This window comes from Marinobacter salexigens (assembly GCF_002806945.1).
In the GTDB taxonomy this organism is placed as follows: Bacteria; Pseudomonadota; Gammaproteobacteria; order Pseudomonadales; family Oleiphilaceae; genus Marinobacter; species Marinobacter salexigens.
In genome coordinates this window covers 20,631-33,733 of the sequence record NZ_NIHC01000011.1, presented here as the reverse complement: position 1 = coordinate 33,733, position 13,103 = coordinate 20,631, and the positions used below count along the sequence as shown (strand labels likewise).

Here is a 13,103-nt window from a genome sequence, read left to right as displayed (position 1 = left end):
GGCTGCGGGGCTTTTTAGTTTATGCGCTATGCGCAAAGGGTAGATTCATGAAATTCGTAGACGAAGCCACAATCATCGTTGAAGCCGGTAACGGCGGGCACGGCTGCCTCAGCTTCCGGCGTGAAAAATACGTTCCCAGGGGAGGCCCTGATGGGGGCGATGGCGGTGATGGTGGCTCCGTATATCTGGAGGCGAGCGATTCGCTAAACACCCTCATTGATTACCAGTTCCAGCGCAAGCATAAGGCGCAGGGTGGTGAGCAGGGAGCAGGGCGAAACTGCACCGGAACCAAGGGCGAGGATTTGATCCTGCCGGTGCCGGTTGGCACCACGGTGGTCGATGTGGATACCCACGAAGTGCTTGGGGATCTCACCCGCATTGGTCAGCGGCTGAAGGTCGCTCAGGGCGGCTTTCACGGCCTCGGAAATACTCGCTTCAAATCATCAATTAATCGCGCGCCCCGTCAAACGTCTAAAGGCTCTGAGGGTGAGATCAGGAACTTGCGCCTGGAGCTGAAGGTGCTCGCAGATGTAGGCCTTTTGGGGTTGCCCAATGCGGGTAAATCGACTTTTATCCGGTCTGTATCGGCAGCTACGCCGAAGGTTGCTGATTATCCGTTTACCACGCTGGTGCCAAACCTCGGTGTAGTGAGCGTGCAGGCACACCAGAGCTTTGTTATTGCAGATATTCCCGGGCTTATTGAGGGTGCTGCGGAGGGTGCCGGCCTTGGCGTTCGTTTTCTGAAGCACTTGGTGCGCACCCGTTTGCTATTGCACCTTGTGGATGTGGCCCCTTACGACGGTTCATCGCCGGCTCATGCAGTGAGAGTGATTGCGAATGAGCTGGAAAAATTCAGTGAGACCCTGGCTGACCGAGAGCGTTGGCTGGTGCTAAACAAGGTCGATATGGTTCCGGAAGAAGACCGTGAAGCCCATTGCCAGGCGATCGTTGATGAGCTCGGCTGGAAGGGGCCGGTGTTCAGTATTTCAGCGCTAAGCGGTGAGGGGACCAAGTCACTGGCTCAGGCGGTTATGCGCTGGATTGAAGAGCGTGCCGAAGAAGAGGCGGAGAATCCTGAAGCGGCAGAGCAGGAAGCTGAGAGGCGTCGGCGCATGGACGAAGAGGCCCGAGCTGGTGTTGAGGAAGAAAAGCGAGCTCGCCGCGCCGCTCGAGAGGCAGCTGAAGATGATGATGATTTTGACGACGACGATTACGATGTTGAAGTAGTGTATGTGAAAGACTAGGTCTCGGCTTGCTGAAGCCTGAGTTGCCCCGTACGTTTGAGAGAGATAAAGCCTGAATTATGACGCAACGCGCCCAGCTGAGCCAGGCTCGCCGCCTGGTGGTGAAAATCGGAAGTGCACTTCTTACCAACGATGGTAAGGGGTTGGATGTAGCGGCGCTGGGCTTTTGGGTGGATCAAATGGCGGCGTTGGTCAAAGAGGGCGTTGAGTTAGTTGTGGTTTCTTCCGGCTCCGTGGCAGAGGGCATGAGCCGGCTGGGTTGGAGCAAGCGCCCGGAGCAGTTACATGAACTGCAAGCAGCTGCCGCTGTGGGGCAGATGGGCCTGGTGCAAACCTGGGAGGCGCAGTTCAAGCGCCACGGCATTCATACGGCCCAGATCCTTCTCACCCACGACGATCTTTCTGACCGCAAGCGCTACTTGAACGGTCGAAGCACGCTTCGGGCCTTGCTGGATTTTGGTGTTGTGCCGATTGTAAATGAAAACGATACGGTAGTGACTGATGAAATCCGGTTCGGCGACAACGACACCCTGGGCGCCTTGGTAACCAACCTGATTGAAGCTGACGGGCTGATTATACTCACCGACCAGCTGGGTTTGTTTGATAAAGATCCGCGAAAAAATCCGGATGCCAGTCTGGTAACAGAGCGGTTTGCCGGTGATCGTGAGTTGGATGCCATGGCTGGAGGCGGTGCCGGTGCGCTTGGTCGTGGTGGGATGCTCACCAAGCTGCGTGCTGCCAGGCTTGCGGCACGGTCCGGAGCATTTACGGTGATTGTGGGTGGTCGTATCGAGGGCGCTATCTCACGCTTGCGCCAGGGTGACGTTATTGGCACTTTATTGCTTCCAGAGCAGGGGCGTATTGCGGCCCGCAAGCAGTGGCTGGCCAGTCATCTACAAACCCGTGGAAGGCTAACGCTGGATGATGGCGCGGTGCGTGTACTTCGCCAGGGTGGTCGCAGCCTTTTGCCGGTAGGAGTCAAGGGTGTTGTTGGGCGGTTCCGGCGTGGTGAGATGGTTTCCTGTGTTGGCGAGGATGGTGCAGAGGTTGCTCGCGGCCTGGTCAATTATGGTGCGGATGAAGCGAGGGCGATAGCTGGCTGCTCGAGCAATAGCATCTCTGATATTCTGGGGTATATCTCGGAAGAGGAAATGATTCACCGGGATAATATGATCATTATCTGAAACAAAAAAACCGGCTTTAGGGCCGGTTTTTTGATTCTCAGTAAGAGCTTTCCAGCGTTGGACGCTATCAGGCGCTCTTCAGAGCCTTGATCTTGGAGATCATGCGGCTCTTCTGACGGGCAACCTTGTTCTTGGTGAAAATGCCCTTGTTGACCATGCTGTCCATTACCGGCTGAGCCGCCTGGAATGCAGCCTGAGCTTCTTCATAGTTACCAGCTTCAATCTTGGCCTGAACTTTTTTCATGTAGGTGCGAGTCATGGAACGCAGGCTGGCGTTGTGCTTGCGGTTCTTCTCGTTCTGACGTGCGCGCTTTTTGGATTGCGGGGTATTTGCCACCGTAAAACTCCTGAAAGTACTTAAATTCGTTACTGAATGATTCGTACGGGAAACTCTGAGTATAAAGCCATCCAGAGGGACCCTGAAATCGCGGGCGCGCCCATAACCAGCGCGTCGAAATAAATGACGCGGAACTATGCCGCTCAATACCTGAAAAGTCAATACCAAAGCCTGCCAAGCTCCCAGATAATCCCTTGGTGCAAAGGCCTGTGTTAAACTCGCCGCTCGCCGGACAGGGGTGCAGCAGGGAAGCACGTAATTTCCGAAATGCCCCACCGAATTGAGTGTGTAACCCGGATAGACGACCTCATGTCATCGCAACCTACAATGCCGACTGAAAAAAAGCCACCTGCAAAAGCACCTGGGCTGCTCCGTTCATCAGGCCTGGTGGGTATTATGACCATGCTCTCCAGAGTGCTGGGGCTGGTCAGGGATATGGTGATTGCGCGCTATTTTGGTGCCGGCGCGGGGGCGGATGCCTTTTTTGTCGCCTTCAAAATCCCCAATTTCTTGCGCAGGCTTTTTGCCGAGGGGGCATTTTCTCAGGCCTTTGTGCCCGTGCTGTCGTCGTATCGCGAGAATCAACCAGCCTCTGACGTAAAACGCCTGGTGGATGCCGTTGCCGGTTCTTTGGGGTTGGTGCTGCTGGGGATTACGCTGATTGCCATGCTGGGTGCGCCGCTGCTGACGGCAGTGTTTGCTCCTGGCTTTCTGGATGATGATGTAAAGTTCGCACTGACCAGCGACATGTTGCGTATCACCTTCCCGTATTTGTTGATGATTTCCCTGACTGCCTTTGCCGGCGGTATTCTCAATAGCTATGACCGTTTCGCCGTGCCCGCGTTTACGCCAGTGCTGCTCAATCTCGCGATGATCGGTGCGGCTGTTTTTCTTACCCCGCTGATGAACGAGCCGGTCATGGCTTTGGCATGGGGGGTGTTCATTGCTGGCGCATTGCAGATGTTTTTCCAGTTGCCCTTCCTGATGCGCCTGGGGCTTATGCCTCGGCCCCGGGTCGATTATCGACATGAGGGTGTCAGCCGTATTCTCAAGCTTATGGTTCCGGCGCTGTTTGGTGTGTCCGTAAGCCAGATCAATCTGCTTTTGGATACGGTTCTGGCGTCGTTTCTGCAAACCGGGAGCGTATCCTGGCTCTACTATTCAGATCGGCTTTCCGAGTTGCCTCTGGGGGTGTTCGGTATAGCCATCGCAACAGTTATTTTGCCAAGCTTGTCTCGCAAGCATGCTGCTGAATCCAATGATCAGTTCGCCGCCACGTTGGATTGGGCCGTGCGCGCGGTGCTGGTTATCGGGGTGCCTGCAGCCCTTGCTCTGGCATTGCTGGCTGAGCCCTTGATTGCAACGCTGTTCCATTATGGAGAGGTAACCGACAGGGATGTGGTTATGTCAGCCCAGAGTTTGCGGGCTTATTCTGCTGGCCTGTTGGCCTTCATGGTTATCAAAGTGCTTGCGCCTGGATTTTTCGCACGGCTGGACACTCGCACCCCGGTAAAAATTGGCATCATTGCCATGGTGGCCAATATGGTCTTTAACCTGGCGCTGATTGTACCCCTGGCGCACGCAGGCCTTGCATTGGCAACGTCGCTATCGGCCTGGCTCAACGCGGGTTTGCTCTGGCGAGGGCTCAAGCGCGAGGGTGCCTGGAAGAGCCAGCCGGGCTGGGGTAAATATCTCATGCAGCTCGGCTTGGCGAACGCAGCCATGGTGTCTGTTATTCTCTGGTTGAACTACCCAGCCATGCGCTGGTTGTCGGCTGATGGCATCGAGCGCTCCCTTTATATGGGAGTGATGGTTGTGGCAAGTGCCGGTGCTTACTTCATGGTTCTTGCGCTGACCGGGGTGCGGGTAAGACATTTTCGCCAGAGGTAAGGTATAATCGCGCGTTTTCTCACCAGCGCTTTGTACACTGATGCTTTGTACATTGATCAAGGGCTGAAAGCCAATTGGCAAATGAAGGTTCGCATTGCATGCGTCTGATCCGGGGCCTGACCAACCTGAAAATGCTTTCCAGGCAAGTGGATTCACCGCTGGCTCAAGGCTGTGTTGCCACTATTGGCAACTTTGATGGCGTGCACCTGGGCCATCAAACCATTATTGATCAGGTAAAAAACAAGGCCAGGGCGTTGAACCTGCCCTCAGTTGTGATGATTTTTGAGCCCCAGCCAAGGGAATTCTTCCAGGGAATGGAGGCGCCGCCACGACTGATGGGGTTTCGGCAGAAATTTGAAGCTCTGCTGGCCGCGGGCATAGATATTGTGCTGTGCCTGAAATTTGATGGAACCTTTCGCAGCTATTCTGGCATGGGGTTCATCGACGATGTGCTCATAGGTGGGCTTGCTGTGCGCCATCTCGTTGTTGGTGATGACTTCCGGTTTGGCTGCGACAGGGCCGGAGATTTCACACTTCTGGAAAAGGTGGGCAAAACCGCCGGCTTCACCGTGGAGAATACCCGCACCGTAACGGTTGCAGGCGAGCGCATAAGCAGCACCCGCATACGCAATCTGCTGCTGGATAATGAGCTGGAAAAAGCCGCGTCTTTGCTGGGGGCCCCATATCATGTTCGGGGACGCGTCGTTTATGGGCGGCAGTTAGGGCGGCAAATTGGCTCGCCCACCGCAAATATACTGCTCCACCAAATGCCGGCCTTGCGCGGTGTTTATGTTGTGGGTGTTACGCTGGAAGACGGAACCGTGCAGGATGGCATAGCCAATATCGGCCTGCGGCCAACCGTTGATGGCAAGCAACCGGCGCTGGAAGTGCACCTGTTTGACTTTGCTGGCACACTTTACGGCCAGCGCATTGAAGTTGTCTTCCGCCACGGACTGCGGGATGAAGAAAAGTTTGATTCCATAGACGCGCTCAAAGCGCAGATCGCCAGAGATTTCGACGCTGCCAGAGCTTGGCTGGCCGAACGCTCTGAGCAAAGCATCGCTGATCCGAACGATTGAATACGCTGACCAAACAAACTGACCTTAAGAGTACGCACACAAACCATGAGCGATTATAAGCACACTCTGAATCTGCCGGAAACCGCCTTTCCAATGCGCGGTAACCTGGCTAATCGCGAGCCTGAAATGCTCAAGCGGTGGCAGGATCTGAACGTATACGCCAACCTGCGCAAGCAGCGTGAAGGGCGTGAAAAGTTTATCCTTCACGATGGCCCTCCTTATGCCAACGGCAGTATTCACATTGGTCACGCGGTTAACAAGATTCTGAAGGACATGATTGTTAAGTCCCGCGGCTTTATGGGTTTTGATGCGCCCTACGTACCGGGCTGGGATTGTCATGGCCTGCCGATTGAGCACAAAGTTGAGCAGAAAATTGGTAAGGCTGGCGTGAAGGTTGACCATAAAACCTTCCGCCAGGCGTGCCGCGACTACGCCACCAAGCAGATTGCCGGCCAGAAGGCCGACTTTGTTCGCCTCGGTATCATGGGTGAGTGGGATAAGCCCTATCTCACCATGGATCCGAAAGTGGAAGCGGGCATTGTGCGGGCGTTGGGTAAAATCGTCGCCAAGGGGCACGTGGTCCGGGGCTTCAAACCGGTTTACTGGAGTGTGGTGGGTCAGTCTGCACTGGCAGAAGCCGAAGTGGAGTACCAGGATAAAACCTCAACCCAGGTTGATGTCCGTTTTACTGTGGTGGATCAAACCAAGGCGCTGGCGCTGTTTGGCACCGATAAAGGGCTGGGCAATGTATCTGTAATCATCTGGACCACCACGCCCTGGACAATTCCTGCTAACCAGGCGGTATCTCTTAATGCTGATCTGGACTATGCGTTGGTGCAAGTGGATGCTGGCAATGGCCCTGAGCGGATGATTCTGGCGGCGGCCATGGTTGACGGTGTTATGGCGCGCTGGGAAATCGAAGACTACGAAGTGTTGGGCACTTGCCAGGGTATAGATCTTGAGCATCTGGCTCTGCAACACCCGATTTATGACAAGCAGGTGCCGGCTATTCTGGGTGACCACGTGTCGATCGAAGCCGGTACCGGTGCGGTTCACACGGCACCTGATCACGGCATGGAAGACTTCGAGGTTGGCAAAGCTTACGGCATTGGCACCTTGAGCATGGTTCAGGCCGATGGTATCTACACCAGTGCGACCGGTGAGTTTGCGGGTATTCATGTATACAAAGCCGACGAGCCTGTATGTGAAGCGCTTACCCGGGAAGGCAAGCTGGTGCGCAGGGAAAACTTCCGCCACAGTTTTCCCCATTGCTGGCGTACAAAAACGCCACTGATCTACCGCGCCACGCCGCAATGGTTTATCAGCATGGATAAAGAAAACCTCCGTGCTGATGCGCTTGAGGCGATCAAAGGTGTGCGCTGGGTACCGGGCTGGGGTCAGAACCGTATTGAAGGTATGTTCCAGCAGTCGCCAGACTGGTGTATCTCACGCCAGCGTACCTGGGGCGTGCCGATCACTCTGTTTATCCATAAGGAAACGCAGGAACTGCACCCGGACACTCAGAACCTGATCGAAAAAGTAGCGCAGGCTATCGAAACCGACGGGATTGATGCCTGGTATGAGATTGATGCCCGCGAACTGCTGGGTGACGATGCAGACCACTACGAAAAAGTGACCGACACTCTGGATGTGTGGTTCGATTCGGGCGTGACTCACGAATCTGTACTGCGTGTGCGCCCGGAGTTGGGCCAGTTCCCGGCGGATATGTACCTGGAAGGCTCTGACCAGCACCGCGGTTGGTTCCAGTCCTCGCTCAAGACCTCAATCGCCATGAACGGTGTTGCACCCTATAAGCAGGTGCTGACCCACGGTTTCACCGTGGATGGCAAAGGTCTCAAAATGTCCAAATCCCTGGGCAATGTGATCGCGCCTCAGGAAGTCATGAACGAACTGGGCGCCGACATTCTGCGCTTGTGGGTAGCGGCAACCGACTACAGTGGTGAAATGACGGTGTCGAAAGACATCCTGCGACAGGCAGCCGACGGGTACCGTCGAATCCGAAATACCTCCCGCTTCCTGTTGAGCAACCTTACGGGCTTTGACCCCAAGCAACACATGGTTGCGCCGGACGATATGATTGCTCTGGATCGCTGGATGGTGGATCGCGCACTTCAGTTGCAGAACGAACTGCATGAAGACTATGGAAACTACGACTTCCTGAGAATTTACCAAAAGGTTTATAACTTCTGCGGTGACACTCTGGGCGGTTTTTTCCTGGATATCATCAAAGATCGCCAATACACCACCCAGGCAGACAGCCTGGCGCGGCGCTCCTGCCAGACTGCTCTGTACCACGTTGCTGAAGCACTGGTGCGCTGGATTGCGCCTATCCTGAGCTTCACTGCAGATGAAATCTGGCAGCACCTGCCAGGCGAACGCGGCGATACCGTGTTCTACGAAACCTGGTACGAAGGCCTCACGGCATTGCCGGACGATGCCGAGCTGGGCCGTGATTACTGGCGCCGGATTTACGGCGTGAAAGAAGCCGTCAACAAGAGCATGGAGGAGGCCCGTGCCCGTGGTGAAATCAAAGGTTCTTTGAGCGCCGAAGTGACCCTGTATTGTGAGGCTGATCTGGCTGCTGACCTGGAGTTTCTTGGGGAAGAGTTACGCTTTGTGCTGATTACCTCCGAAGCGACTGTGAGGCCGGCATCGGAAGCAGGTGACGCAGAAGCGACCAGCATCGAAGGCCTGCGTGTAAAAGTAACCCCGGCTTCCCACGGGAAATGCGAGCGATGCTGGCACCACCGGGAAGATGTGGGCACCCATGCCGAGCATAAAGATCTGTGCGGCCGCTGCATCATTAACGTGGAGGGAACGGGCGAAACCCGCTCGTTTGCCTGATGGACGTGGCAATGAAAGAGCAGGTAACCGGCACCAAACTCAAGTGGCTTTGGCTGGCGGTGCTGGTGATCGCACTCGATCTTGGTACCAAAGCTGTTGCCTCGGCCATGTTGATGTATGGCAGCCCGGTGCCGGTTATTCCCATGTTCAATCTGACGCTGCTGCACAACACCGGAGCGGCGTTCAGCTTTCTTGCGAGTGCGGCTGGCTGGCAGCGCTGGTTTTTTGTGATCCTGGCGCTGGTTGTCAGTGTGGTGCTGGTGGGTTGGTTGAGAAACTTGCAGCGCCATGAAACCTGGACAGCCATAGCCATAGTGCTGATTTTGGGCGGTGCCCTTGGTAACGTGTACGATCGGGTTGTGCACGGCTACGTTGTGGATTTCCTGCATTTCTATTGGCAGGACTGGCACTTTCCCGCATTTAATCTGGCCGACACCGCCATTACCATAGGTGCTGCCATGATGATTCTTGATATGTTTCGCAAGCCTGCTGATTCTGGCAAGCCAGCGAACGGGAGTGAATAAAGCTCATGAAAGAACTGCCTGTAGATAAAGGTACCCGTGTAACCCTGCACTTCGCGCTCAAATTCGAGAGTGGGGAAGTGATTGATACCACCTTCGATAAAGACCCTGCGGCTCTTGAAATTGGCGATGAAAACCTGCCAGAGAACTTTGAAACCTATTTGATGGGCATGAAGGCTGGCGATAAGGCCAGTTACCAGGTGCCACCGGAAAAAGGTTTTGGCCAACGTAACCCGAATAATGTTCAAACCTTCAAGCGACACGAATTCAGCGCAGATATGGTGCTGGAGCCGGGCGTGATGATCTCTTTTGCTGATGCACGCCAGCAAGAGCTGCCTGGCGTTGTGAGCCGGGTGGAAGGCGACGAAGTGGAAGTGGATTTCAATCACCCGCTATCAGGGCGTACACTGACCTTCGATGTAGAAATTATTGATGTAGAACCGGCAGGAAAGACGCACTGATTATGCAGATAAGATTGGCAAACCCCCGTGGCTTTTGTGCAGGCGTAGACCGCGCCATCGAAATCGTAAATCGCGCCCTCGACGTGTTCGGCGCGCCCATTTACGTTCGCCATGAGGTGGTACACAACAAGTTTGTGGTCAACAATCTCCGCAACCGCGGCGCAATCTTTGTGGATGAGTTGGACGAAGTGCCAGACGACAAGTTGGTGATCTTCAGTGCCCACGGCGTATCCCAGGCTGTGCAAAACGAAGCCGTCCGCCGTGGCCTGAAAGTATTCGACGCCACCTGCCCGCTGGTCACCAAGGTGCACATGGAGGTTATGCGATTCAGCCGCGACGGCCGTGAGTGCGTACTTATCGGGCACCATGGCCACCCGGAAGTTGAAGGTACCATGGGCCAGTATGACCACAGCACCGGAGGCGATATATATCTGGTGGAAAACGTGGAAGACGTAGCAACGCTGGAAGTAAAAGACCCAGCCCATCTCTCTTACGTTACCCAAACCACCCTCTCCATGGACGACACCGCACGCGTAATCGACGCCCTGCGTGAAAGATTCCCGCTGATCGAAGGCCCGCGCAAAGACGACATCTGCTACGCCACCCAGAACCGACAGGACGCGGTAAAGCAATTGGCCGGCGACTGCGACCTGATGCTGGTAGTTGGCTCCCCGAACAGCTCCAACTCCAACCGCCTGCGTGAGCTGGCGGAACGCATGGGTACACCGGCTTACCTGATCGACGAAGCGGCCCAGATTGACCCCAAATGGCTGGAAGGCAAGGAATCTGTGGGTGTAACTGCCGGTGCTTCTGCTCCGGAAGTGTTGGTGAATGATGTGATCAACCGCCTGCGGGATCTTGGTGGGGATGTTCCCGAGGAGATTGCCGGGCGGGAGGAGAATATTGTGTTCTCTATGCCTAAGGAATTGCGGATTGATGCGGTGAATGTGTGATGGGTTTCACGTATTAAGGTTTCTGTAACCGCTTGTCTTCTAATAACCGCCACTTGTCGAGAACAGCTGGCGGTTTTTTTGTGCTTTCGTACTCTATAAACATGAAAAAATATTCAGGGAGTCGGTTCATGCGTAGGTTAACGACGCAGCGCGGGTTTACGCTGATTGAATTGCTCATAGTTGTAGTGTTGGTGGCGATTGTGGCAACGATTGCAGTACCGGGATTCGGTCGGTTAATCGAAAGCAATCGGGTTAGCTCTTATACCAACACGGTACTTAGTGCTTTTTCATTTGCACGCACAGAGGCCATTCGTGTTGGTGAAAGTATTGATGTGGTTGCCAATGGCGGGGACTGGAGTGCTGGTTTTTTAATCGAGCAAGGCGGCAGCCTGGTAAGGGAAGTGGCGCCCGCACCAACAGGGGTAACCCTCAAAAAGACAGATTCTGCAGGTGGGGTTCAGTTTAGCTTCAGGGCAACGGGGGAGCTTCTCGAGCCTGAAGCTGAGTTTGAGGTCTGTGGGTCTGATGGTAGCACTGGCGTTAAGTTAGAACTTCTGGGTGGCGGCTTGGTACAAACAGATACCATTAATGCTTGTGGGGGGTAGGTGGTGAGCATAAGCGGAGGAGTAAACAAGCGGCAGGGCGGGTTTTCACTTATCGAAGTCCTGATTGCGGTATTGATTTTAGCGATTGGGTTGTTGGGGGTCGCGGGGGTTCAGTACTTGTCGCTTAAGCGTACAAGTGATGCAAACTTGCACAGCCTTGCGACACTTCAAGCTCAGTCCATTGCTGACACCATTCGGGTAACCGGTGCTTTTAACCAAAGCGCAGTTGATGGCGTAATTAGCGCCGAGCTTGGGCCGAGTGCAGCTGTATCTGCAAGCCAGGACGGCGATGAATGGACGGTAACCTTGAGTTGGGAAAATCAAGAAGGTGATGAAAACTCAGCGGAAGCCCGGTTTAGGAGGCGTTAACCTTGATGTATAGATCAATGAGAACCGCGGTGCCCATAAACAAACAGGTAGGCCTGTCCATAATAGAAATTATGGTGGCTTTGCTTTTGTCCTCGTTGTTGTTGCTTGGGCTTTTTCAAGTGTTCACCAGTAACTCCCAGAGCTTCCGTTTGAATGAGGCAAATTCCCGCGTTCAGGAAACTGGGCGTATCGCCTTGGAGATATTGAGTCGGGCTGTCAGGAATGCCGGCTACTACGGTTGCCAGCCTGCAGGCGGCTTTAATAATAATATTGACACAGGGCATAGCGATTTTGATGAGAGCATTCATGGCTTTGATCAGGGCCAAGCCATTTTTTCGGGGAATTCGGGGCGGCCTGCTGATGCGCTGAGTGGTACTGATTATATCCGGGTGGCTGGACTTGCCGGAGAGGATCTTGACTTAAGGCTGGATGGAGACGCGGTTTCGGTTGATTTCAGCTTAGTGAGCGTGGGTGATTTGGAGCAGGGCAATATTGTATTTATTACCGATTGCAGCTCCGGAGATATCTTTCAACTTAGCTCTGTTGATAGCGATGATAATGAAATCGAAGCAAGTGGGAACAGCATTAATGATTTTTCGCCGAACAATCCGGAGGGGTGTACAGCTGCTGGTGGGGTTTGTTTAAGTGCGGAATACGAGGATGGCACGCGAGTTATGAAAGGTGCAATCAGTAATTATTTTCTTAGCGACCAGCCGACTCATGCAGAGCCTGCGTTGTATAGAGATTCTGACGCGCTTGTTAGCGGGGTGGAAAGAATGCAGGTGCAATATGGTACCGGACCAAACCTGACAGTAACCGACTGGAAATCCGTTGGAGATATGGGGGCTTCAGATTGGCCTAATGTTTTGGCAGCCCGCATTAGCATCCTTGTCAGATCCGCGGCAGATAACGTAGTTGTTGAACCCCAGACTATTTGCTTCCCGGGTCCAACCTGGGACGGCCAGGACTGTAGTGATTCCGACAATCTGGAAACTATGCCGGATAGGCGACTTTATCGAGTGTATACAACTACCGCTGCATTGCGTAACAGAGTGCAATAGGAGGCCCTGAAATGGTGAAAATTAAAGCCCAATCCGGCGTGGCTTTGTTGGTGTCTCTGGTCATTCTATTGGTGCTGACATTGCTGGCAGTATCTTCAATGCAGGGTAGCCTTGTCCAGGAGCGGATGGCTTCGGCTCAGCGGGACGCTGCTGGCTCCCTCGAAGCGGCTGAACTGGCTTTATATGCCGTGGAGGACAACATAGAAGCTGGAACATGGAGCCACGAAAACACCCATTCGTTCATGCACGATAAAGGCGACGAGCCTTCTATATTTGATGCCAGTACCTGGGAAGGAAGTAGTACCGATAGTGTCTCTATTGATGTTGGGGATAATCGAGAGGCAAGGGTCTTCCTGGAATACCTGGGTGATATGAATTTAACAGAAGATTCCGGCTCGCTTCATGTCGAAAAACGAAATGCTGTGCAAATTAATGCCCATGTTGTTCGGGTTGTTGTTATGGGTCGAGGGCCAAGTGGCTCAAGTCGTCGGTTTGTCGAAAGTTTTTATGTATATCAATAGTCGCAGCGAATGC

The 13,103-nt window shown here is 54.1% G+C and carries 13 protein-coding genes; 12 read left to right on the top strand and 1 reads right to left on the bottom strand.

Annotated elements, in window-relative coordinates; all coding sequences use genetic code 11:
* Positions 1-47: 47 nt before the first annotated feature.
* Together cgtA and proB are read left to right on the top strand one after the other, a co-directional pair.
* Positions 48-1,244: an Obg family GTPase CgtA gene (cgtA, locus tag CDH47_RS16620; protein WP_100641354.1), complete on the top strand. Its 1,197-nt coding sequence runs from the start codon at positions 48-50 to the stop codon at positions 1,242-1,244.
* A gap of 59 nt (positions 1,245-1,303) precedes the next feature.
* Positions 1,304-2,428: a glutamate 5-kinase gene (gene proB, locus CDH47_RS16615; RefSeq protein ID WP_100641352.1), complete on the top strand. Its 1,125-nt coding sequence runs from the start codon at positions 1,304-1,306 to the stop codon at positions 2,426-2,428.
* Positions 2,429-2,495: 67 nt separating this feature from the next.
* On the opposite strand, the gene rpsT is transcribed toward proB, so the two are convergent.
* On the bottom strand, positions 2,496-2,765 hold the full coding sequence (gene rpsT, locus CDH47_RS16610) for a 30S ribosomal protein S20 (RefSeq protein WP_100641350.1): 270 nt from the start codon (positions 2,763-2,765) through the stop codon (positions 2,496-2,498).
* A gap of 309 nt (positions 2,766-3,074) precedes the next feature.
* Between rpsT and murJ the strand changes: the two genes are divergently transcribed.
* The 10 genes from murJ to CDH47_RS16560 all read left to right on the top strand — a co-directional run bounded on the left by murJ (position 3,075) and on the right by CDH47_RS16560 (position 13,090).
* Positions 3,075-4,655, top strand: a complete 1,581-nt coding sequence (gene murJ, locus CDH47_RS16605) for a murein biosynthesis integral membrane protein MurJ (RefSeq protein ID WP_193601671.1) — start codon at positions 3,075-3,077, stop codon at positions 4,653-4,655.
* A 98-nt stretch (positions 4,656-4,753) separates the two neighbouring features.
* Complete coding sequence (gene ribF, locus CDH47_RS16600; protein WP_100641346.1) at positions 4,754-5,734, top strand: bifunctional riboflavin kinase/FAD synthetase; 981 nt, start codon at positions 4,754-4,756, stop codon at positions 5,732-5,734.
* Between the two features lie 45 nt (positions 5,735-5,779).
* Positions 5,780-8,599: an isoleucine--tRNA ligase gene (gene ileS, locus CDH47_RS16595; protein ID WP_100641344.1), complete on the top strand. Its 2,820-nt coding sequence runs from the start codon at positions 5,780-5,782 to the stop codon at positions 8,597-8,599.
* Complete coding sequence (gene lspA, locus CDH47_RS16590) at positions 8,599-9,123, top strand: signal peptidase II (protein WP_100641342.1); 525 nt, start codon at positions 8,599-8,601, stop codon at positions 9,121-9,123. The genes ileS and lspA overlap by 1 nt, the downstream gene beginning before the upstream one ends.
* A 5-nt stretch (positions 9,124-9,128) precedes the next feature.
* Entirely contained in the window at positions 9,129-9,581 is a 453-nt protein-coding gene (locus tag CDH47_RS16585; RefSeq protein ID WP_100641340.1) for an FKBP-type peptidyl-prolyl cis-trans isomerase, read from the top strand.
* A 2-nt stretch (positions 9,582-9,583) separates the two neighbouring features.
* Entirely contained in the window at positions 9,584-10,534 is a 951-nt protein-coding gene (gene ispH, locus CDH47_RS16580) for a 4-hydroxy-3-methylbut-2-enyl diphosphate reductase (RefSeq protein ID WP_100641338.1), read from the top strand.
* Positions 10,535-10,662: 128 nt separating this feature from the next.
* The gene (locus CDH47_RS16575; protein ID WP_161494499.1) at positions 10,663-11,139 is read left to right on the top strand and encodes a GspH/FimT family pseudopilin; all 477 of its coding nucleotides are present in this window, start codon (positions 10,663-10,665) and stop codon (positions 11,137-11,139) included.
* A 3-nt stretch (positions 11,140-11,142) separates the two neighbouring features.
* Positions 11,143-11,508, top strand: coding sequence for a type IV pilus modification protein PilV (pilV, locus tag CDH47_RS16570; RefSeq protein ID WP_205077623.1), 366 nt, complete (start codon positions 11,143-11,145; stop codon positions 11,506-11,508).
* 29 nt (positions 11,509-11,537) lie between these two features.
* The gene (locus tag CDH47_RS16565; protein ID WP_161494498.1) at positions 11,538-12,569 is read left to right on the top strand and encodes a PilW family protein; all 1,032 of its coding nucleotides are present in this window, start codon (positions 11,538-11,540) and stop codon (positions 12,567-12,569) included.
* Positions 12,570-12,580: 11 nt separating this feature from the next.
* Positions 12,581-13,090, top strand: a complete 510-nt coding sequence (locus tag CDH47_RS16560) for a pilus assembly PilX family protein (RefSeq protein WP_100641330.1) — start codon at positions 12,581-12,583, stop codon at positions 13,088-13,090.
* Positions 13,091-13,103: the final 13 nt, after the last annotated feature.

Excerpts from the sequence above, each read along its gene's own strand:
- cgtA (WP_100641354.1), top strand. The coding sequence starts at position 48 with ATGAAATTCGTAGACGAAGCCACAATCATCGTTGAAGCCGGTAACGGC.
- proB (WP_100641352.1), top strand. The coding sequence starts at position 1,304 with ATGACGCAACGCGCCCAGCTGAGCCAGGCTCGCCGCCTGGTGGTGAAA.
- murJ (WP_193601671.1), top strand. The coding sequence starts at position 3,075 with ATGTCATCGCAACCTACAATGCCGACTGAAAAAAAGCCACCTGCAAAA.
- ribF (WP_100641346.1), top strand. The coding sequence starts at position 4,754 with ATGCGTCTGATCCGGGGCCTGACCAACCTGAAAATGCTTTCCAGGCAA.
- ileS (WP_100641344.1), top strand. The coding sequence starts at position 5,780 with ATGAGCGATTATAAGCACACTCTGAATCTGCCGGAAACCGCCTTTCCA.
- lspA (WP_100641342.1), top strand. The coding sequence starts at position 8,599 with ATGGACGTGGCAATGAAAGAGCAGGTAACCGGCACCAAACTCAAGTGG.
- CDH47_RS16585 (WP_100641340.1), top strand. The coding sequence starts at position 9,129 with ATGAAAGAACTGCCTGTAGATAAAGGTACCCGTGTAACCCTGCACTTC.
- ispH (WP_100641338.1), top strand. The coding sequence starts at position 9,584 with ATGCAGATAAGATTGGCAAACCCCCGTGGCTTTTGTGCAGGCGTAGAC.
- CDH47_RS16575 (WP_161494499.1), top strand. The coding sequence starts at position 10,663 with ATGCGTAGGTTAACGACGCAGCGCGGGTTTACGCTGATTGAATTGCTC.
- CDH47_RS16560 (WP_100641330.1), top strand. The coding sequence starts at position 12,581 with ATGGTGAAAATTAAAGCCCAATCCGGCGTGGCTTTGTTGGTGTCTCTG.